We start from the raw sequence: 19,214 nt of genomic DNA, 5'->3' as shown, positions 1-19,214 counted from the left end.
CGCTTGGCATCGGCTAGACGCTGCTGCTCAAGCCGCGCTGCGGCCAGCCGCTGGGTTTCAGCCTGGCGCTCTGTTGCGATGCGCTCCTGCTCGAGCTGCTGCTTGGCCTGCTGCTCGAGGGCGACACGCTTGGCATCGGCTAGACGCTGCTGCTCAAGCCGCGCTGCGGCCAGCCGCTGGGTTTCAGCCTGGCGCTCTGTTGCGATGCGCTCCTGCTCGAGCTGCTGCTTGGCCTGCTGCTCGAGGGCGACACTCTTGGCATCGGCTAAACGCTGCTGCTCGCTTAGCAGATCTCCGACTTGTATGGTCGGCAGGACGTGAGATCTCTCATCTTGCTTTGGTGCTGATTTTGATTCTGCAGATGCAATAGTGGCAGAAGCCTGCGATAGCGAATCAGAGCATCCATGGCCGCAAGAATTCTCTCTGAGTGGCTTTATGTCTTGAGACGCGGCAAGGCCCGCGCTTTCGAGAGCAAAATTTCGAACAGATGGAGCTGCGGGCGAAATCAGTGGTAGAAGAGGCTTTATTGAACTTGAAGTAGCGCTTGTCCCAGGTTTAACTGTGGGTGCGACAAGAGCTGACGATGATTCTTGGTGACTAGGAACACCGCTTTGACTCGTACGATCATGAGGCACACATCCACCTACGAATGCGGCTCCTACAATGGCTGCTTGAGCTAACTTGTGATATGTGGACATTTTTCCACAACAAAGATATTACCACAATCCTATCAGAACAGCCAGCTCTCGACAAGAGCTGAGCAGATGCTGCTGATGAGCGCCTCGTTTAGTCGTCTTTACCTTGCTCGTGACGTTCACCCCAAAACAGCCAAGGTGGGGTTGCCCCGGTTTCGTGGACAGGTCGATGGGAGTCACGCCATGCACCTCAGACTGTCCATCGATGACGAACCTGACCAAATCAAGACGCCAGTTCACGGCGCAGCAAAAGCAAGAAGCTGTTGAGCTCTGCCTCAGTGAGGGCCTCAGCTGTACGGCTGTCGCCCAGCGGCTGGGTATTCCCATCAGCAGCCTTTCTAAGTGGGTCAGGCAAGCCCGGATTGATCGCGGGGACTTTGGCCCCCCTGAGCAGGGTCAACTGACTAGCGAGGAAAGGGCTGAACTGGCCCGGCTGCGCAAGGAAAACCGTGAGCTCAGGGGGGAGAAGGATTTTTTCAGGCTGGCGGCAGCGCACTTTGCAAAAGAGCAGCTGCCGCCGAGAGGTTTCGCATGATCGAGGCCCTCTCAGGCCGCTTCTCCACGGCCTGGCTGTGTAAGCAGCTGGGTGTAGCCCGCAGCGGCTTCTACGCCTGGCGGCAACGGCAGCACAACCCAGGTCCACGGGCCCAGGAGAACGAGGCCATCACGGCCCAGGTGCAGGCGGTTTTTGATCGGCACCGCGGTTTCTACGGAGCACCACGCGTCCATCAGGAGCTCAAGGCTGCTGGTCTCAAGGTGGGCCACCACCGCATTGCCAGGCTCATGCGTTGTTCAGCGCTCAAGGCCAAGACCAGGCGTGGGTTCAGGCCTTGTCGCAATAACGGCAGTAAGGCCTCTGGGGTCGCGGAGAACTTGCTTGTCCCGCGTCAAGCCCCTTGGCCGGTTGGCGTCAATCAAGTTGGCCGGTGAGGGGAACTGATCGCCCCCCGTTGTCGCCGGCGACAACCGGGGGGCGATGACGCTGGAGGCGACATGAAAACTGAGCCACCTATCAGTCCGAGCCATTGCCAGCACTGTCTTCCTCTGATCGGCACCAGGCGACAACCACGTTGGCCGGTTAGGCGCCGAGACCTCCGCTGAACCTTGCCCTGGAGCGCACGAGCCGGCGGACCCCACAGTCCGCCGGCTCGTGCGGAGCTCCCTACCGGGGCCTGCTTCCATCGGCGCCAGGTTGTCGCCGGACGACAATCTCCCGGGCTGTTCTCCGCTTCTCTATGGCTGCTTTGGCTGTTGGCTGCCGCTGCGCCGGCTTGCCTGCGCGCGGCGGTGGCTGTCGCCGCTGATCTCGATGATGTGGCAGTGGTGCACCAGCCGGTCCACCGCCGCGACGGTCATCGAGCTGCTGGGGAAGATCTCATCCCAGGCGGTGAACGGCTGATTAGCGGTGATCAGCAGCGATCGGCGCTCGTAGCGGTGGCAGATCAGCTCAAACAGCACGCTGCTCTCCTGTTCATCCCGCCGCACGTACCCGATGTCATCGATCAGCAGCAGCGGGTAGCGATCCAGCCGCTCCAGCGCTGCCGGCAGGTTGTACTCGGCGCGGGCTTTCTGCAGCTCCTGCACCAGGCTCGTGGCCGGGTAGAAGCGGCAGGCCTGATCCAGACCGATCTGCGCCAGGGCGATGCCGACCGCCAGGTGGGTTTTGCCTACACCGCTGGGGCCGAACAGCAGCACGTTCTCGCCCCGCTGCAGCCACTCGCTCTGGCGGCTCAAGGCCTCCAGTTCCTGCCACCGGTGGGCCTCGATCCGGCCACCATGGTCGTAGTCCGCCAGGGCCTTGCTCCAGGGCAGATGGGCCGCGCGCAGCAGCCGGTGCTGGCGGGCATGCTGGCGTTGCTCCACCTCCTGCTCGCACAGGGCATAGAGGAACTGGCTGTGGCTCCAGCCTTCCGCCTCAGCCTGCGAGGCGATGCTCTGCCAGTGGGAGCGGATCCATGCCAACTGCAGCTGCCGCAGCAGGATCGGCAGTGCGGCTTCCGCCGCCTGGGGCCGCGGGATGGAGGGCAAGGAGGTCGTCATAGCTCTGCAGCGTGTGTTGGGAAATGCGTTGTGGTGGCAGGGGGCGATGGGGCGGCAGCCGGAAGCGTTGCTGCAGCGCCGCCAGAGACAGCCCCTGCCGTTGGTGGGCCTTCTCGAGCCAGGCGAGCACTGGCTCGTAGCCGGCCACTCGGCAGCCGACATACAGCGCCTCGACCAACGGCCTCCGGCCCACTCCGCTTCGCTCCGTAAACAGCCGAGCGGCGGCGGCGCGATCACCGCTATTGCGCAGCTGCTGCCACAGCTGCCACCAGCGCTCATCGGGGAACAGCTCCCGCTGGTAACGGCAGTGCAGCAACGCCCGGGGTTTGCGCCTGAGCGCATCGATCAGATGCTCCAGATCAATGCTCCACGCCCGACCATGGCGCTCGACGCCGCCGTGGCGCCGCGCCAGTTCGCAGGCGATCTGCCGGCCCAGAAGCAGCTGCAGCCGGTCGTGATAAATCCGCACCGTCAGCCGCTGGTCGATCAGCCGCGGCGGCACCGAATACACCACCCTGCGCACCTCGATCGTGCTGGTGCGCCGCACCGTGAGCTGCTCGATGTCGTAGTCGGCAAAGCGAAAGCGCGGCAGCGGCCGCAGCGCCGTTTTCTCTTGCTCCAGCCGGACCAGCCGCGGTCGGTTGTATTGCTCGAGCACCGCAGCTAGGAAGGCCTGGTACGCAGCCAGCGAGTCAAAATCGCTGCTGCCGCGCAGCAGCAGCGCCTGCTCGATCCGCCGCTTGAGATGGCCATGGGGACTCTCCATACGGCCGTTCTCATGCGCCACCCTCAGGTTGTTGCGGCTGTAGGCCAGGCCGTAATGACTGCACAGGGCGTGGTAACGGCTGGTGATGTCGGCTGAAAAACTGCCGTTGCGGTTACGGCACGCCGCCGACAACCGGTCGGTGCGCAGTTCATCTGGGACCCCACCGCAGGATGACAGGGCGTTCTGCAACCCCTCGGAGAGGGCGACGAAACTCTCGCCGCCCTGCACCACCTGCGCATAGCTCCAGCCGCTCCATGCCAGGCGGTAGTGGAACAGCAGATGGGGGAACGCCTCGCCAGCGATCGTCACCTCACACCCCCTTGAGTTGGGTGAAGTCACAGAAGGCGATCTCGCCGGGCTCGTAGCTCAAAGGGAAGATCACCTCTGGATCCGGGCCATGCAACGCCTTCCACTCCCGCACCCGTCGCTGCAAGGTCCGTTGCAGAGGAATCCAGTCGAAATCGGGCTTCTGCCGCTGCAGGTGCTCCAGCAGAGTGATCGGTGTCAACGCTGGCGCACGTTGCAACAGCGGCACCAGCTCCTCCTCCCAGACACCCTCCAGCGGATCGGGCCGGGTGCGGCCACGGAGCTGGTTCGCCCTGGGCTGCAGCTGGTTCCTCTCAATCCGGCGGGCGCTGCGCACTGAGATGCCAGCCGCTGCGGCAGCAGCCTCCTGGCTGCTGCCGCCTCGTCGTTTCGTCATGTACAGGTTGCGTTGGTGGCTGGTCAGTGGTGCCGGCATCCCCTGGTCCCTGCGCATCGGCACCAGGGTCTCCAGCACTCACCCCACCGGCCAACGAGCTTGTCGCCGACCGGCCAACTTTATTGTCGGCGGACACTTGCTGCAGCAGGACTTTGCCCCCCTTGCACCCAACCGCTGTTGGGCTGGTGATATCACCTACATCCGCACCACAGCCGGATGGCGGTATTTGGCGATCTGGATCGACCTTTACAGCCGCCGCGTAGTCGGCTGGGCTATGGGCGCCTCGATGGAGGCCACGCTGGTGTTAGAGGCTCTCAACAGGGCCATCGGTCACCGTCAGATCGAACTAGACCAGCTCCTGATCCACACGGATCAGGGCGGCCAATATCGGGCCATGGCCTACAGGCGGTTGCTGGAGAGCCACAAGATCAGCTGCAGCAAGTCGAGCCAAGGGCTGCTGCTGGGACAACGCAGTGGTGGAGAGCTTTTTCTCCACCCTCAAACACGAACTGGACCTCGATGACGATGCAGAGACCCCGAAAAGCCCTCAACAGCTGATCAGGCACATGGTCTTCTGGATCGATGGTTACTACAACCGCGAGCGTCGTCACTCAACGATCGGCTATCTCAGCCCGATCGACTACGAACAGCAGTTCATCGCTACCCGTACACTCACCCCCGCGAGGCCCTGATCACTGTCCACCGAATCGGGGGAACCCCAAAGGGTGCGTGTGGACGCGAGAAGCCCAAATCGAATTCTAGGTAGGGCCTACTGAGAAAGTGATTCAGGGGTCAGCCTCAACAAAAATGGACCTTGGTTGAGCACGCAGCCCGATCATCACGCCGCAGCCATCTGAGGCTTCAGCGGCAGAGTGCGAACACTCTGACCGCTCTCATTGACCAGGAGAAGGCGTAGCAAGGCCGCAAAAAAGACAAAAAGAAGCTCCAGCAGCTTCTCGAGGTTCATCACCAGCACATTCAGTGCAATGGTTGAACCCTGAGTGACAGCGAGCTTCTCCGGGTCAGACCCAATCCAAACCGCCGTTTGCCCTGGCCGATTTTTCCTTCGACAGCGTTGCGTTGCCTCTGATCATCTAGAAACTGGCGTTTCTCTTCAGCCAATAACTCTGGATCGCTCTTGGGGCGACCGAGCCTTGGACCACTCAAGCGAATGCCATGGCGCAGGCAGAAGGCTCGATTAGCGCAGGTTCGATAGATCTGATCGGCACAGATAACTTCTGGGTAGTGACCATGACGGCGGCGATAGGCCTTTGCCTGGGCCTTCTGGTCTTCTCCTTCGTTATAGGAATCAAAGCTGAGTCGATCCAGGAAGGTAAAGCCCTCACCTGTCACCGAGATCGAAATTTTTGCTCCAAACTCAACGTTGCACCTTGCCTTGCCACGCACGATCGGCCTGATATGAGCCTGCCTGAGGCTGACGATGCGGTCAGGAATACTTCTGCTATCAGAGTGCTAAAGAATGTTCTGCTGACGGACCAGCTCGCTGACAACCAAAAGCTTCTAGTAGACGTATCGGCCAGCGGCCAGAAGGCTTGCACCACAGACAGTTAGGGCATCGATACTGGTGAGATTGCGCTTGAGATGAGCAAGCTGCTGCTTGATCGCCTGACAGATTTTGTTGGTTCGTGGTCGCTACTTTTTGATCACGGCCAGAAACTGCTACCTGGCGTGTTTGCGGTGTGTGCGAGGCTTATGGCCAAAGGCATCTCGGACCTGAGCATGCATCGCATCGATGAGCATCTCGGACAACTCTCTGCCTTAATTGAGCAGCGAGAGATCAGTGGGGTGGCGAATATCTGCAGGTGCACATGTTGCATCAATCAGCAATGAGCCTTGATTGGTCCGTGGCGTGTCGGATCTGGTCTGCTGATGGTCTGCGCGGCCGGTTTCACCTCCTTGGTTACCGTCGTCATCATCGTGATCGTTTGCAGCAGAAGAATGGATCACATTCAGACCATGCCAGACGATTCGTTCATTGCAGTCATTCACCACCGATTCGGGAAGCCGTTTCCGGAAGTACACCATCATCGATGGGTCAAATGGCGACGAATACTGAAACCCTTCCAAGCCTAGGAAGAACTGGAGGTATGGGTTTTCTTTGATCTGCTCAACGAGTTCTTCATCCGTGAGCCCCAAGCGGGCTTTGATGATTAAAGCTCCCAATGCCATGCGAAATGGCTTCGCTGGAGCTCCAAACCCCTTGCAGAAATGGGATGCATAGTCATCATCCAATTCGTCCCACGGGATCAGCTCGGCCAGCTTGATCCAGCGATTGTCACCTGAGAGTTGTCCGCCAAATAGCAGGAAGAAGTCTTCTAACGAGAGCTGATCACGATGCTCGCACCGATACATGTGGAAAACTCTGGGCGGCTTTTGGGCGAATTTGCACCCGTTTGGTAACATTCTACCGTCTAAAAATGCCCAAATCTACTGCGGCGCAGTCGGTCTGTTCTTTTTCAGGAAGCCCCAAATGCGCTGGCAACATCAAAGCCCAAGGGAATGCGGCGCTACTCTTCAGCATTACCCTCAACTTTTCCAAAGACATTACCCCATACATCGCCCTTGATATCCCCCCAAACGCTTCCCTCTACATTGCCATTAACATTACCTAATACATGGCGACCAACATTTGCGCCAACATCGCGCCCGACATATCCTTCTACACTTCCTTCAACGTCTCCATATATATCGCCACGAACACTACCCTGAATGCTCCCGGTAACATCACCCCAAATATTTGCATTGACCTGCAGAATCCGAAGCTTGCCGTCTACCAGGCCAAACGTGACAAGTTTATTGATTTCCTCGATCTCAGACATTCTCTTAGATAATAAGTGATTAGTGCAGCATAGCCCATGGAGAGGATTACCAGAACATTATTCACCGTGGCTACGATCCCACTGCAGCGTCAGAGTAGGGTGCTCCACGCAAGCTATTACTAGCGGATGACCAACCAGTTCAGAAGAAACGCAGGCTGATATCAAGCTCCTTAGTAGGGGATAGCGCTCCACCATCGCTGCGTATTCAGGTGAATTGCGATAGGAGTGCTCCAGAAGCCGGTAGTCCTGATCTGGCTGCATCGCACCAGCGGGAGCGCCGTACAGAATCGAAGAGGGCTCTGCCTTGTCCAGGTCTGCTTCAGGCTCGATGGGCCTGAAACCAAATTTTTCGGTTGTCATGGAAATACTGAGTGCGGGCGCTCGGGGTTGCTGCAGAGCGCTCCGACACAAACCTGGCGCAGCCGCAAGCCAATGGAGCCTGCTGTCAGCGGGATCAAACAGAAGCAGCTGCCTTAGTGGTTCAGATGGAGGGCCCTAAGCCTCATCTTTAGACAGCCAATCCATAGGCCGCGCCATCAGCCGGATCATTTATTCCCAGCTCCAGGCGCCAATCGCTAATGGAGCGCTCCCAGCCCTCCTCCCACCGGGCCGCCATCAAGCACTGGGCCTGATGGCCGATCGCCATGCCGTGAGCCACTGCCTGAGCTAGATCCTCATAGCGCTCCAGCTGAAGGCGGAAGCTGGCTAGTTGGCCGGCGGTGGTAAGCAGCACATAGGCGGGAAAGCCGATTTGGGCGGCGGTGATGGCCAGCACGCCGCTTTCGCCTGCTGCTGAGGTGCCAAAGCCAGCCACCACATGGTGGATGTCGTGGGTGGTGGCTACCCGTTGGGTGAGCCATTGGGCCTCGCTATCGATCGGGCGCGGCCGGAAAAATTCCGGGTCGTAGTTGAGCCTGCGGATCACCTCGGCGTAACTGCGGCCCAAGCTCCCCACTGGAAGCTGGATAAGCCGCTCGATGTCAGGCTGCAGCGGCGGATAGCGCTGCTCGAGCATTTCTGCTCCACCAGCCACCGCCTTAAAGCGCCTGATCGAATCGACCATCTGGGGACTATCGATCATGTTGTCGAGCAGATCGGCTATCGAGTTCAGATCGCCGCCACTGCGACCTATCGCGGCAAGCAGTTTGAGGTTGTTGGCCGCCAGCAGCAGCTCACCAAACCGCGACATAAACCAATCTCAACTGCCTCCAGTATGACTGATACTTTTCACCTTCACGAGCCAGTGGTGGAGCAGTGGACAAAAGGCTCAAGGATTCATACGAGCACGAACCTATCTATTATATTCAACATTCGAGATCATTCCATCTGGTGAGACGATAACCTCCGTTTCCAGAGTGGCCGCTTGGCGCTAAGTCGTCCGGCCAGGAGGCACGCCAAGAGACTGGTAACGATATCCCTAGGCTGTATTCACAACCACACGGCTACCACCACCCCCTAGAGCTTGCCTTGTGGTGGCCTTCGCCATGAACCCAAAGCCGCTCAGGCTTGCTCCCACTCAATCTTCACCACATCTAACGGACCGCGGCCGCCGCGATTCAGCTCAGTGGCGGCTCGCAGGGCAGCTTCGTGGGTATGAAAAAGGAATGCATCAGAAGTGCTATCAACATCGACGAGTCGCTGATCCTCGCCGGCAATGGCCAGAAATGTGCCATCGCTAAGACGCTTCAGGGCATATCGCTCAGCCTGGGTGCAGTCCATCGGATGGGATGGATCAATCTCGGGAGCCCAAAAATGCATGGCCTCAAGCGCTTGTCCTAATACCTGATCAATCTAGCCAGGGCTGACGCTGTCGACTACTCCCGGCAGGATCATTTCAAGCACGGCTCCTCCTTCAGCCTGGTTGCTGGCCTGGATCCTTCCGCCGTGGGTAACGGCGATCTGCTGCACGATCGATAAGCCCAGGCCACTGCCGATCCGTTTACTTCGGGCCCGAGATGGATCACCTCGGTAAAAGCGTTCAAACAGATGGGCTAAGTCTTCTTCGCTAAGCCCGGGTCCCTGATCAGCCACGCTCAGCTGGCACCACTCACCGCGGCGATCAAGGCTGACCCGCACCACCCCACCATCGGGGCTGTAGCGCAGGGCGTTATCAAAAAGGTTGAGCAGGGCCCGGTGCAGGCGGGAATTATCGCCGCTCAGCTGCAACTTTGCTGGTGCAACAAGCTCAAGAGCTATCTGGCGTTGATCTGCCAGCGGCCGCACGCTGGTCCATACCTGCTCCACCAGCTGGGGCAGATCCACCACCATGGCCCGTGAGGCCGTGCCGGGCAGGGTGTTTTCGAGGCGGGAGAGCTCAAGTAGGTCGCCCACCAGCTCCTGCAGCCGCAGCAATTCCCGCTGCAACCGCTCCACCAGTCGCGCATTCTGGCTATTCACCTGGGCAGCGAGGCTGTCGCCCACCAGCAGCAGGGCGGTGAGGGGGGTTTTCAATTCATGGGCCACATCACTAACCCAGCGCTCCTGCTGCTCGAGCTGGGCATCAAGGGAGCGGCGGCTCTGCAGTTGCACCACCAACCAGCCATCTCGTCCCGGCACCACCATGGCATCTAGGTCATGGCCGCCGGAGTGCAATTCCAGCCGCTGGGGGCGATCCTGGCGGCGGGCGATGCGGATGCTGCTGGCTAAGTCTGGATCTGGGCAGACATCACCGAAGGGTTGGCTGAGCAATAGGCGGCCGGCATCAAGCTGCAAGATCCGCTCCGCCCTTGGGTTGATATGGCCGATCAGGCCCTGGCGATCCAGGAGGATCCAGCCAATGGCGGCGGAATCCATCCAGCTCAGCAGCTGCCGGGCTGGGGGCAGGGGGCGGTTCAGGCCAGCTCGACGCCGCCAGGAGGCCACTCCAGGCCGGATAAGGGGGCTGGTAAGCAGGCCTAGCCCTATCCCCAGGCTCAACGCGAGCAGCAGCTCAAGGGCTCTAGCCAAAGCGATAACCAAACCCCCGCACCGTAATCAGATGCACTGGGGCTGATGGACTCTCCTCCAACTTCTCCCGCAACCAGCGGATGTGCACATCAACGGTTTTGCTGTCGCCGATGTAGTCGATACCCCAAAGTTGCTCCAGCAGCTGATCGCGGCTCCAGACCCGCCGTGGATTTTGCATAAACAGCTCCAGCAATCGATATTCCTTCGGCGATAGGTTTACCTCCACTCCGTCCCGCGTCACCCGGCATTCGTCCTGGTAGATGCAGAGGTTGGCGTGCTCCAGCACCTTGGCCCGGCTGGGCTGGCTAGACGAGCGCCGCAGCAGGGCCCGGCACCTAGCCACCAGCTCCCGCATGCCAAAGGGTTTGACCAGGTAGTCGTCGGCACCCACCTCGAGCCCCAGCACCCGGTCGGTTTCGGTGTCACGGGCACTCACCACCAGGATCGGCGTTTGGTTGCTGTGTTGTCGTAGCTGCCGGCAAACATCCAGCCCACCCAGCCCCGGCAGCATCAAATCCAGCACCACCAGGGAAAATTGTTGGCCATCGGGCGCCCGCTGCAGCATTTGCAGGGCGTCGCGGCCATTGCCACAGGCCTGGACGCTGAACCCCTCCAGCTCCAGGGCTTCGCGAATCGTTTCGCGAATCGTTTCGTCGTCTTCGACTACGAGCAAGGAAGGCTGCATGTCGCCATTCTCGCCGGCCAGCTCAACCCCCCAGAATGTTGCTTCAACCACAGCGGTAACCCTGACCACGAACCGTGGTGATCAAGCTGGGTTGGGCGGGATTCTCTTCCAACTTGAGGCGCAGCCAGCGGATATGCACATCCACGGTCTTGGGATCGAGCTCCACGGCCTCGCTTTCTCCCCACACCCGAGCGAGCAGTTGATCGCGACTCCAGATCCGGCGTGGATGCTTCAAAAAGAAGTGAAGTAGTCGAAATTCCCGTGGCGACAGGCTCACCTCGGCACCATCGCGGCACACCCGGTGTTCCTCCACAAGCATGGAAACCCGGCCGCAGCGCAGGGAAAGCGAGTTTTCCGAGCCGAGTTGGTGGCGGCGCACCAAGGCCCGGCAGCGGGCCAGGCATTCCGCCAGTCCAAAGGGACTGGGCAGCACGTCATCGGCGCCATCCTCGAGGCCCCGTACTCGGTCGGTCTCGGAGACTCCAGGGCATAGCAGCAGCACAGGAATCGGCTTGCGGGCCGAGCGCACCTGGCGGCACAGCTGTCGGGCAGCTTCGCCCAGGCTGCCATCCAGCACAAGCAAATCCCAGTTGAAACTTGGCCCCAACTTGGAGTTCGCCTGCTCTGCATCAGTGCAAACGGTTACTTCGTAGCCCTCATCGCCAAGCTTTTGATGCAGGCAGGTCGCTGCGGTGCAGTCGGAGTAAACGAGCAACAGCCGTATGGACGGCTGATTCATCGATGCTGGTTGCGCTGCTGGGGGAGATGGCTCACCACAAGCCGTCGCTGGCTATCGATGTGGAGCCAGCCCTCATCGCGCAGGGCGCCGAGAATCCGAGTAACGGTGACCCGGGTGGTGCTGAGGGTGCTGGCCAGCTCCTGGTGGGTGAGCTTCACCTGAAGGCGCAGGCCCTGTTCACAGGGCTGGCCGTAGTCGTTGGCGAGCAACTCAAGGAACCCGCGCACCCGATCTTCGATGCGGCGCAGGCCGAGCAGGGCAAGCAGGGCCTCACTTTGGCGGTAGCGAGAGGCCATGCCCTGAAGCAGGCCCATAGCCAGATTGGGTGAGCGCTGAATTTCTTCGCAGCTGACGCAGAGCAGGTCGCTATCTACCAAGGTGTTGGCCGCATAGGCCTCAACATTGGTGAGGGGATCGCCGAAGGGCTCGTTAGGGCCGGCTAACCCCAGCAGCAACTCATCACCATGGATCGAAATCGCGGTGAGTTTCACCATGCCCCGCACAACCAGCCAAACGCTGCGCTTAAGCAGGGGCACCTGGCTTCCAGCCGCAAGGTGCACCAAGCTGCGCTTCTCGTAGCTGGTCTCAAGCAGATCGCGGAAGCTATCGCTGCGACCCGGCTGAAGAGAGGGCGTGAACACCATCGAGGAGCAAGCCAGTGGGCTGGCACAACGCTATGGAGTCAGCTGCGCTGCCAAGCAAAGGCTCGGTAGTCCCGGGTTTAAGACCCGGTTAGGGCGGGTGGGGGTGGCGTTGGTGGCCCCAGCAAAGCCCCCCGCAACAGCCAGAGGCTCTCGCCCTGCTGCCAGAAGAGCCAAAGCCGATATCCATCTATTAAGGAGCGGCCATGGAGCTCGGCGAGGGCCAGGGGCGCGGCGGCGCTGGGACTGCTGAGGCGCAGGCTGATGTCTTCGGGCAAGGTGCCCAGGCTCGCTGGTAATTCCTGCTCCTTGCCTCCATCCCATAGGGCTAGAAGGGCACGCTCCTGGCCGGGAAGCAGCCACCACTGGCGCCGCTGCAGGGCCACCAAGGCGGCGCCAGCTTCCCTGGGCCGCCCACCCATGGCCACTTGCCGGGCCAGGCGAAATGCCTCGCTGGGCTGGCGCGGCAGGTTTCCGAGATTGGTTGTAGTTGGCGGCCCGCTAGCGGCCGCAACGGGCTGGCGGCGGCCCTGCTCGCTTTGGGAGTCGCCGGCGAAAGCACCAGTGGGCAGGCTGGAGGGTGGCGGCGGCGGCAGGCCTGCCAGACCTTGCAGAGGAATCGTGGCCAGGGAGCTAGTCGTGCCCAAGCCTGAAGCCGTGCGGCTCCAGCGCAGCAGGGTGGCCGTGTCCTCTTCCAGCACGGCCCGGCGAGCGCGGCGGCCATCGCTTCCGGGCTGGGGCAGGGCCATCAGCAGCAGCAACTGGCAAATCAGGGCGGCCAGCAGGGCAGGAGCCCAGCGCCGCACCATCGGCTCAGCCAGCTTTGGGTGTAGGTGCAGGAAGTTGGATTTCAAGGTGCAGTGGCAAGGAATCGAGCTGGCTGAGCAGGCGGCGGACGTCACCCCAGGGGGTGTCGGGATCGGGCACGATCCGCAAGCGATTCGCCCTGCTGCGCAGGGCCGGAGCGGCAAGCAAGCGCCGCAGCTCGGCGGCGGCAATAGGCTGGTTCCAGAGCCTCAGACCACCATCGGCAGCGAGGTGCAGGCTGATTACCCCCTGGGCCAACGGGCGCTGCAGCCTCACCTGGGGCAGCAGCAGCAGGCCCAGGGAAAAAGCGCATAGAGCCGTTGCCAGCAGCGCATGGGAGAAGGGTTGCAGCAGCCAGGCTTGCTTCACCGCTTTCCTCCCGGCCACTCCACCAGCACCGGCAAGCGGGAGTGGTGCTGCAACCAATCGAGAGAGGCGGCCACCTCAGCGCTGGCTAAGCCAGCCGAGGGCTGGAAACGCACAGCCACCACCGCGGACGGGCGGGCCTGCAGTTGGCGAAGCAGGCCCTCATCCGCTTGGGGGGCACCGTTGAGAATCCAGCGGCCGGATGCGGCGCGGGCCACAACCAACACATCACCGCCGCTAACAGCGGGCTCGGGGTGCAGTCGCAGTTTGTCTTGCTGCAACAGGCTGGGCAGGGCAGCAACCGCCAGCAACACGGTGATGCTGGTTGCCACCAGGGGTACCAAGGCGGTTAAGAGCCCTGGTTGTGCGGCGCTTGACTGCTGCATCAGGGGTTGGCGCAATGACGCAGCTGCCAGCGGCGCAGCCCCTGGTTAAGCAACAGCAACGCCATCGCCACAAAAGTGATCTGCAGACCAAGCAGGGTGGGAAGCAACACGTCGCCGTAGCCGGCCAAGGGAGCGCCGGGCGGCAGCAGCAGCTGGCTGCCTAGTTGCTTCAGCACCGCCATTAAGCCAGCCGTCGTGCCGATCAGGCCCAGCAGCGGAGCCAGCACCACTGCTGCCTGGAGCAAGGGCTCACCCCAAGTCATCTGGTGGTCACAGTCGTCAAGCAACTGAAGGCGCACCTCCGGAGAAGGTGCCTGCGCCAGCGCCGTCCGCAGCTGCCGCCACGAGCGGCGACCACGGGCAAACCAGCGCCACCAAAACGCACAGCGATCAAATCCCACGGTGAATACCGCCACTGATAAAAGCAGCAGGGGCACAGCTACCGGTCCGCAGGCCTTCCACAGAGACAGGAAGGAAGCCATGGCTCTTGCCGAATGGGGTGAGGATATGGAGCGCTTGGGGCCGCCGCCGGTATCGCCCCTGCTTGACAGGGGCTCGGGCGCCGGCACGGCTTAAAGATTGATCGGCTCCACTCCGCTCACCACCGGCGCCACGGCGCTCAGCTCCAGTTCGGGGTGCTCCTCCGCCAGCTGACCCAGGTTCCAGCTGTTCTTGAACAGCAGCACCGGCCGGTTCCAGGCATCCCGCACCGTCTTGCAATTAAAGATCCGCCCCACCTGCTCCAGCGCTGGCCAGCCGCCCGCCACCCAGCGAGCCACCGCAAAACCGAGCGGTTCAAGCCGCGTCTGCACGCCGTATTCGTGCTCAAGCCGGTATTGCACCACCTCCAGTTGCAGCTGGCCCACCGCCGCCAGGATCGGATCGCGCTTGCTTTCATCTGTGTCGTAGAGGATTTGCACCGCTCCCTCCTCGCGCAGCTCGTTGACACCCTTGCGGAAGCTTTTGAACGTCGATGGGTTGGGGTTGCGCAACCAGGCAAAGATCTCCGGCGAGAAGCAAGGAATCCCCTCGTATTCCACCTTCTGGCCCAGATAAAGGGTGTCGCCAATGGCGAACATGCCCGGGTTATTGAGGCCGATCACGTCGCCGGGGTAGGCGTCCTCCACCACCTCCCTGTCCTGGCCGAACAGCTTCTGGGGGCGCGATAGGCGAATGGCCTTGCCGGTGCGGGCGTGCTGCACCGTCATGTCCTTTTCAAACTTGCCGCTGCACACCCGCACAAAGGCCACCCGGTCGCGGTGGCGCGGATCCATGTTGGCCTGCAGCTTGAACACAAAGCCGCTGAAACCGGGGCCGATCGGATCGATCTCACCGGCATTGCTGGCGCGGCCCACCGGCTTCTGGGCCAGCTCCAAAAAGGCATCAAGAAACGGCCGCACGCCGAAGTTGGTCATCGCCGAACCAAAGAAAACAGGCGAGAGCTCACCGGCGTGCACCAGCTCTAGGTCGAGGTCGGCCCCAGCCCCCTCCAGCAACTCCAGTTCCTCAAGGGCTTGAGCCAGGAGCTCCGGCTCCACGGCCCCCGTATCGCGGGCTTCCTGCACCGTGAGCAGCTTTTCCTCGCTCTGGCGGCCGCGCTCGGCGCGCTGAAACAGGATCACGTCGTGGCTGCGGCGATCGATCACGCCGCGAAAGCGGTCGCCGCTGCCGATCGGCCAGTTCACCGGCCAGCAGGCCAGGCCCAGCTCCTGCTCGATCTCATCGAGCAGCTCAAGGGGCTCGCGCCCCGGCCGGTCCATCTTGTTGATGAAGGTGAAGATCGGGATGCGCCGCATGCGGCACACCTCAAACAATTTGCGCGTCTGCGGCTCTAGGCCCTTGGCCGCGTCTTCCAGCATCACCGCGTTGTCAGCGGCCGCCAGGGTGCGGTAGGTGTCTTCTGAGAAGTCCTGGTGGCCGGGGGTATCCAGCAGGTTGATCGTGCTGCCGCTGTAGTCGAACTGCAGCACCGTTGAGGTGATCGAGATGCCGCGCTGTTTCTCAAGCTCCATCCAGTCGGAGGTCACCTTGCGCTGCTCCCCCTTGGCCTTCACGGCGCCGGCCTGCTGGATCGCGCCCCCGTAAAGCAGCAGTTTCTCGGTGAGGGTGGTCTTGCCCGCGTCTGGGTGGGAAATGATCGCGAAGTTACGCCGCCGGGCCACGGCCTCGGCCAGGGCCTGCAGTTCTGGAGTGCTGCTTGTGCTGCTGATCATTAGGTCAGCCTGCCAGGCCGCTTAATTGAGCCGGCCCCACACCTCCAGGTAGCGCTCCTGTCGCGGCGCCACCTGGAGCTGGGCGGCCAGCCCGGCCTGCTCCAGCTGCTGTTCCACCTCCACCACCGTGAAGGCCGCATGCAGGGACGCGCGATAGTCGCGCCGCAGCACCTCCGGGGCGCTCGCCATCTCGGCGGCCACCAGGCCCTCAACTGCCTCGCCGTTATCGGGCCGGCGCAGGTCTTGGACATAAACAAAGGCCCCAGGGGCGCCTAGCTGGATAACCGTCTGCCAAAGCGCCGCCGGATCATGCAGGTGGTGCAACAAGCTGTTGCTCACCACCGCCGAGAAGTGGGCTTCAAGCTCGCCTGCGGCAGCAAGGGGCAGCAGGGCCTGCTCAAATCGCAGCCGAGCCGCCAGATCCGGCGACGCTCCGGCCAGGCGCTCGAGCGCTACCGCAAGCATCCGTGGCGCCCCGTCGAGCCCTAAAACCTTTGCAGCAGGCCAGCGATCGGCCAGAAGCAAGCTGATGTTGCCCGGGCCGCAACCCAGATCCACCAACGTCGTGCCGGGATCTTCACCGCAGAGCTGGGCCAGCCGCTCCACCATCGCCGCATCGGAGGCGGCGAAATCGGCCTGGGCATAGGCCAGCACCTGGCCTACCTCATCCATCAGCTCCGGCTCCGGAATGCGCTGCATCAAATCCAGGATTTCCAAATCCATTGTGGCGCAGCCTTGCTGGGCGGCGCACTGTCGCTGGTGTCTGCCAGATCTTGCACACCCCACCTGTGGCGTTATGGTTCGGCTCACCTTCGGGCCGTACTGCCTGTGACGCTCTCAGCCACGCCCCCTACAGCCGCCAGTCAGAACGCCGAAACCGTTGCTGCTGAAAAGGCATATGCGGCTGCCAGCGGCAAGCCGGCGGGCGAGGCTCTCGATTTCCCAGCCACCGCTCCAGCTGCCAACCCGGTTTTTTACCGGACCTACAGCCGCAAGACCGAGACCGGCCGGGAAAGTTGGCACCAGGTGGCTGAGCGCAACCTCGGCGGCCTGAGCAAGCTGGGCAACCTCAGCGAGGCGGAGGTTGAGCTGATGCGCCGCATGCAGCAGCAGCAGAAAGCTCTGCCTTCAGGGCGCTGGCTGTGGATCGGCGGCACCGAATGGATCGAGCAGCAGCACAACTTCTCCGGCGCCTACAACTGCACCTCCACCAACCTGGTGGACTGGGAAGCCTTCGGTCTGATGATGGACCTGGCGATGATGGGCTGCGGCACCGGCGCCATCATTGAGCCCCACCTGATCGGGCGCTTGCCGGCGGTGCGCAACCGGCTCAGCATCGCCGCTGTGACCGACATCGGTGCCACGCCAGCTGGCCAACGCCAGGAGCACACCAGCCACAACATCGAGGCCAACCGGGTAGCCATCAAGGTGGGTGACACCCGCCGTGGCTGGGTGGACAGCTACCAGCTGCTGCTCAATCTCTGCAGCGACGAGCGCTTTGACCCCGCCATCCCGATCGAGATCAGCGTCGATCTCTCCGACGTGCGTCCCGTGGGCGAAACCCTAAAGGGCTTCGGTGGCATGGCCAACCCGGTGAAACTCAAGGACCTCTACGGCCGCGTAGCCCAGATCCTCAATAAGGCCCAAGGCCGCCAGCTCACCTCGGTGGAGTGTTGCCTACTGATCGATGAGGCTGCCGTCACGATCGTGGCCGGCAACATCCGCCGTAGCGCCGGCATGCGCCAGTTCTGCGCCGACGACAACTCCGCCGCCGGAGCTAAGGAGAACCTCTGGCAGCAGGACAGCGAAGGCAACTGGAGCATCGATCCGGAAAGGGATTCCCTGCGCATGGCCAATCACACCCGGGTCTTCCACAACCGGCCCGACCGGGCCACGGTGCTGGAGGCGGTTGTTAAGCAGTTCCAGAGCGGTGAGGGCGCGATTCAGTTCGCTCCCGAAGCCATCGCCCGCTCAAACGCCGACGTGCTCAGCACCCCAGAGCTGCGCACAGAGTTCATCGGCATCTACTGCGACCAAGGCCGCGAGCAAGCCGGCCGCTGGCTCACCACCCACCACCCCGAAATCGGCGCGGCGGAGCTGGAGCACCGCTTAGGCCGGTACGGGCTAAACCCCTGCGGCGAGATCCTCGGCGCCGACTTCCACTGCAATCTGGCTGAAATCCACCTCAACCAGATCGACCCCGCCGATCTGGTGTCCCAGGAGGAGGCATTCCGTGCCGCCGGCCTGGCCGTGGCCTGCCTGCTCAACCATCGCTTCGAGGTGGAGCGCTACCGCCAGAGCCGCGCCTGGGATCCGATCGTGGGCGTGAGCTTCACCGGCCTATTTGACTTCTTTGTGCACGCCTTTGGCACCCCCTGGCTCACCTGGTGGGAAGCGGGGCGGCCCAACACGGCCGAAGGCCTGGCCTTCAAGGCAAAGGAGGGCGAATTCTTGAGCAGCTGGAAGCAGATCGTCAATACGGCGGTTTGGGACTACTGCGATCGTCACGGCCTACGCCGCCCCAACCGCTGCACCACCGTGCAGCCCGCTGGCACCAAGAGCCTGCTCACCGGAGCATCCCCTGGCTGGCACCCCCCCAAAGCCCAGCGCTTCATCCGCCGCATCACCTTCCGCAAGAACGATCCGGTGGCCCTTGCCTGCATGGACTACGGCTACACGATCGTGCCCTCGCAAAGCGATAAGGACGAACAGGGCCGCCTGCTGGATGATGCGTTTGATCCCCGCTGCACCGAGTGGCTGGTGGAAATCCCCACCGAAGTGAGCTGGGCAAATATTCCCGGTGCCGATGCGGTTGAGATCAACAACTTCTCAGCCTTGGCCCAATTCGACTTTTACATGCAGGTGCAGAAGCACTACACAGCCCACAACACCTCAGCCACGGTGGAGTTCCGCGAAAACGAAATAGAACAACTAGCAGATGCCATTTATCAGGCAATCGATCAAGGCGAGGGCTATATATCCGCAGCCCTGCTGGCCCGCTTTGATGCAAATGCCACGTTCCCGCGGCTGCCATTTGAACCAATCGACCATGCAACCTACCTGCGTCTCAACGCTGAGGTGGCCGCCCGGCGCAGCACCACCTGCTTCTTTGAAGCTCTTCAGCGCTACGACCGCGGTGAGCTGGTGGAGGCAGGCCCAGCTGGCTGCGATTCAGACAAATGCCTACTGCCTTTGGCTAAACCGGGAAACAACTGACCATTTAAGATGAAATATCGGTGTGGCACTGCCGCACCGACCCTCTGGAGAGGTGGTCGAGTGGTTGATGGCTCTGGTCTTGAAAACCAGCGAAGTGAAAGCTTCCGCGGGTTCGAATCCCGCCCTCTCCGTTCCAATGACATCAGCAGAACCCAGCCCCGCAAGTGCTTG

Annotated in this window: 23 protein-coding genes, 1 tRNA gene and 1 pseudogene; 6 read left to right on the top strand and 19 right to left on the bottom strand. The window is 61.8% G+C overall.

Features of this window, described 5'->3' with window-relative positions; genetic code table 11:
• A partial coding sequence (locus KBZ22_RS11480; RefSeq protein WP_255022056.1) for a hypothetical protein occupies window positions 1–635 on the bottom strand: 635 nt, incomplete at its 3' end.
• Window positions 636–864: 229 nt separating this feature from the next.
• Between KBZ22_RS11480 and KBZ22_RS14435 the strand changes: the two genes are divergently transcribed.
• Both KBZ22_RS14435 and KBZ22_RS11475 read left to right on the top strand, forming a co-directional pair.
• The gene (locus tag KBZ22_RS14435) at window positions 865–1,230 is read left to right on the top strand and encodes a transposase (RefSeq protein ID WP_396112026.1); all 366 of its coding nucleotides are present in this window, start codon (window positions 865–867) and stop codon (window positions 1,228–1,230) included.
• The gene (locus KBZ22_RS11475) at window positions 1,227–1,625 is read left to right on the top strand and encodes an IS3 family transposase (RefSeq protein WP_255022055.1); all 399 of its coding nucleotides are present in this window, start codon (window positions 1,227–1,229) and stop codon (window positions 1,623–1,625) included. Before KBZ22_RS14435 ends, KBZ22_RS11475 begins: the two co-directional genes overlap by 4 nt.
• A 303-nt stretch (window positions 1,626–1,928) precedes the next feature.
• Here KBZ22_RS11475 and istB read toward each other — a convergent pair whose 3' ends face one another.
• From istB to KBZ22_RS11460, 3 genes are read right to left on the bottom strand one after another with little or no spacing between them, the layout of a single operon-like run.
• Window positions 1,929–2,657 (bottom strand): IS21-like element helper ATPase IstB, encoded by a 729-nt coding sequence (gene istB / locus KBZ22_RS11470; RefSeq protein WP_255022054.1) that lies wholly within the window; start codon window positions 2,655–2,657, stop codon window positions 1,929–1,931.
• Window positions 2,611–3,810, bottom strand: a complete 1,200-nt coding sequence (locus KBZ22_RS11465; protein WP_255022053.1) for a Mu transposase domain-containing protein — start codon at window positions 3,808–3,810, stop codon at window positions 2,611–2,613. The genes istB and KBZ22_RS11465 overlap by 47 nt, the downstream gene beginning before the upstream one ends.
• Window position 3,811: 1 nt before the next feature.
• Window positions 3,812–4,204 (bottom strand): hypothetical protein, encoded by a 393-nt coding sequence (locus tag KBZ22_RS11460; protein WP_255022052.1) that lies wholly within the window; start codon window positions 4,202–4,204, stop codon window positions 3,812–3,814.
• On the opposite strand from KBZ22_RS11460, the gene KBZ22_RS11455 reads away from it, so the two are divergent.
• Both KBZ22_RS11455 and KBZ22_RS14430 read left to right on the top strand, forming a co-directional pair.
• Window positions 4,203–4,727 (top strand): DDE-type integrase/transposase/recombinase, encoded by a 525-nt coding sequence (locus KBZ22_RS11455; protein WP_255022051.1) that lies wholly within the window; start codon window positions 4,203–4,205, stop codon window positions 4,725–4,727. The genes KBZ22_RS11460 and KBZ22_RS11455 overlap by 2 nt on opposite strands.
• Window positions 4,678–4,896 carry an IS3 family transposase gene (locus KBZ22_RS14430; protein ID WP_396112022.1) on the top strand — a complete coding sequence of 73 codons (219 nt, stop codon included), beginning with the start codon at window positions 4,678–4,680 and terminating at the stop codon, window positions 4,894–4,896. Before KBZ22_RS11455 ends, KBZ22_RS14430 begins: the two co-directional genes overlap by 50 nt.
• Before the next feature lie 146 nt (window positions 4,897–5,042).
• Here the strand turns inward: KBZ22_RS14430 and KBZ22_RS11450 are convergent.
• From KBZ22_RS11450 to KBZ22_RS11380, 15 genes and pseudogenes are all read right to left on the bottom strand, one after another.
• A pseudogene (locus KBZ22_RS11450) lies at window positions 5,043–6,577 on the bottom strand (IS5 family transposase).
• Between the two features lie 155 nt (window positions 6,578–6,732).
• Window positions 6,733–7,044 carry a hypothetical protein gene (locus KBZ22_RS11445; protein WP_255022050.1) on the bottom strand — a complete coding sequence of 104 codons (312 nt, stop codon included), beginning with the start codon at window positions 7,042–7,044 and terminating at the stop codon, window positions 6,733–6,735.
• A gap of 57 nt (window positions 7,045–7,101) precedes the next feature.
• The gene (locus KBZ22_RS11440; protein WP_254941921.1) at window positions 7,102–7,404 is read right to left on the bottom strand and encodes a hypothetical protein; all 303 of its coding nucleotides are present in this window, start codon (window positions 7,402–7,404) and stop codon (window positions 7,102–7,104) included.
• A gap of 148 nt (window positions 7,405–7,552) precedes the next feature.
• Window positions 7,553–8,233 carry a Coq4 family protein gene (locus KBZ22_RS11435; RefSeq protein ID WP_255022049.1) on the bottom strand — a complete coding sequence of 227 codons (681 nt, stop codon included), beginning with the start codon at window positions 8,231–8,233 and terminating at the stop codon, window positions 7,553–7,555.
• A 311-nt stretch (window positions 8,234–8,544) separates the two neighbouring features.
• Window positions 8,545–8,763, bottom strand: coding sequence for a hypothetical protein (locus tag KBZ22_RS11430; protein ID WP_255022048.1), 219 nt, complete (start codon window positions 8,761–8,763; stop codon window positions 8,545–8,547).
• A 72-nt stretch (window positions 8,764–8,835) separates the two neighbouring features.
• Complete coding sequence (locus tag KBZ22_RS11425; RefSeq protein WP_255022047.1) at window positions 8,836–9,906, bottom strand: cell wall metabolism sensor histidine kinase WalK; 1,071 nt, start codon at window positions 9,904–9,906, stop codon at window positions 8,836–8,838.
• A gap of 76 nt (window positions 9,907–9,982) precedes the next feature.
• Window positions 9,983–10,675 carry a response regulator transcription factor gene (locus KBZ22_RS11420; protein ID WP_255022046.1) on the bottom strand — a complete coding sequence of 231 codons (693 nt, stop codon included), beginning with the start codon at window positions 10,673–10,675 and terminating at the stop codon, window positions 9,983–9,985.
• 43 nt (window positions 10,676–10,718) lie between these two features.
• On the bottom strand, window positions 10,719–11,414 hold the full coding sequence (locus KBZ22_RS11415; protein WP_255022045.1) for a winged helix-turn-helix domain-containing protein: 696 nt from the start codon (window positions 11,412–11,414) through the stop codon (window positions 10,719–10,721).
• Window positions 11,411–12,058 (bottom strand): Crp/Fnr family transcriptional regulator, encoded by a 648-nt coding sequence (locus KBZ22_RS11410; RefSeq protein WP_106633013.1) that lies wholly within the window; start codon window positions 12,056–12,058, stop codon window positions 11,411–11,413. Before KBZ22_RS11410 ends, KBZ22_RS11415 begins: the two co-directional genes overlap by 4 nt.
• A gap of 77 nt (window positions 12,059–12,135) precedes the next feature.
• Entirely contained in the window at window positions 12,136–12,909 is a 774-nt protein-coding gene (locus tag KBZ22_RS11405; RefSeq protein ID WP_255022044.1) for a hypothetical protein, read from the bottom strand.
• Window positions 12,869–13,231 carry a biopolymer transporter ExbD gene (locus tag KBZ22_RS11400; protein WP_106633011.1) on the bottom strand — a complete coding sequence of 121 codons (363 nt, stop codon included), beginning with the start codon at window positions 13,229–13,231 and terminating at the stop codon, window positions 12,869–12,871. The genes KBZ22_RS11405 and KBZ22_RS11400 overlap by 41 nt, the downstream gene beginning before the upstream one ends.
• Window positions 13,228–13,560: a hypothetical protein gene (locus KBZ22_RS11395; RefSeq protein WP_255022043.1), complete on the bottom strand. Its 333-nt coding sequence runs from the start codon at window positions 13,558–13,560 to the stop codon at window positions 13,228–13,230. Before KBZ22_RS11395 ends, KBZ22_RS11400 begins: the two co-directional genes overlap by 4 nt.
• A gap of 53 nt (window positions 13,561–13,613) precedes the next feature.
• A complete protein-coding gene (locus KBZ22_RS11390; protein ID WP_255022042.1) occupies window positions 13,614–14,096 on the bottom strand; it encodes a MotA/TolQ/ExbB proton channel family protein in 483 nt (160 codons plus the stop codon).
• Between the two features lie 90 nt (window positions 14,097–14,186).
• Window positions 14,187–15,827: a peptide chain release factor 3 gene (locus KBZ22_RS11385; RefSeq protein WP_254941928.1), complete on the bottom strand. Its 1,641-nt coding sequence runs from the start codon at window positions 15,825–15,827 to the stop codon at window positions 14,187–14,189.
• A gap of 21 nt (window positions 15,828–15,848) precedes the next feature.
• On the bottom strand, window positions 15,849–16,550 hold the full coding sequence (locus KBZ22_RS11380) for a methyltransferase (protein WP_255022041.1): 702 nt from the start codon (window positions 16,548–16,550) through the stop codon (window positions 15,849–15,851).
• Between the two features lie 105 nt (window positions 16,551–16,655).
• On the opposite strand from KBZ22_RS11380, the gene nrdJ reads away from it, so the two are divergent.
• Window positions 16,656–19,043 (top strand): ribonucleoside-triphosphate reductase, adenosylcobalamin-dependent, encoded by a 2,388-nt coding sequence (gene nrdJ / locus KBZ22_RS11375; RefSeq protein ID WP_255022040.1) that lies wholly within the window; start codon window positions 16,656–16,658, stop codon window positions 19,041–19,043.
• Window positions 19,044–19,089: 46 nt separating this feature from the next.
• Window positions 19,090–19,174: transfer RNA gene (locus KBZ22_RS11370), tRNA-Ser, on the top strand.
• The last annotated feature ends 40 nt before the right edge of the window (window positions 19,175–19,214 follow it).

Source organism: Cyanobium sp. L1E-Cus (genome assembly GCF_024345755.1).
GTDB classification, from domain to species: domain Bacteria; phylum Cyanobacteriota; class Cyanobacteriia; order PCC-6307; family Cyanobiaceae; genus Cyanobium_A; species Cyanobium_A usitatum.
This window is presented reverse-complemented; position numbering and strand designations above follow the sequence as displayed.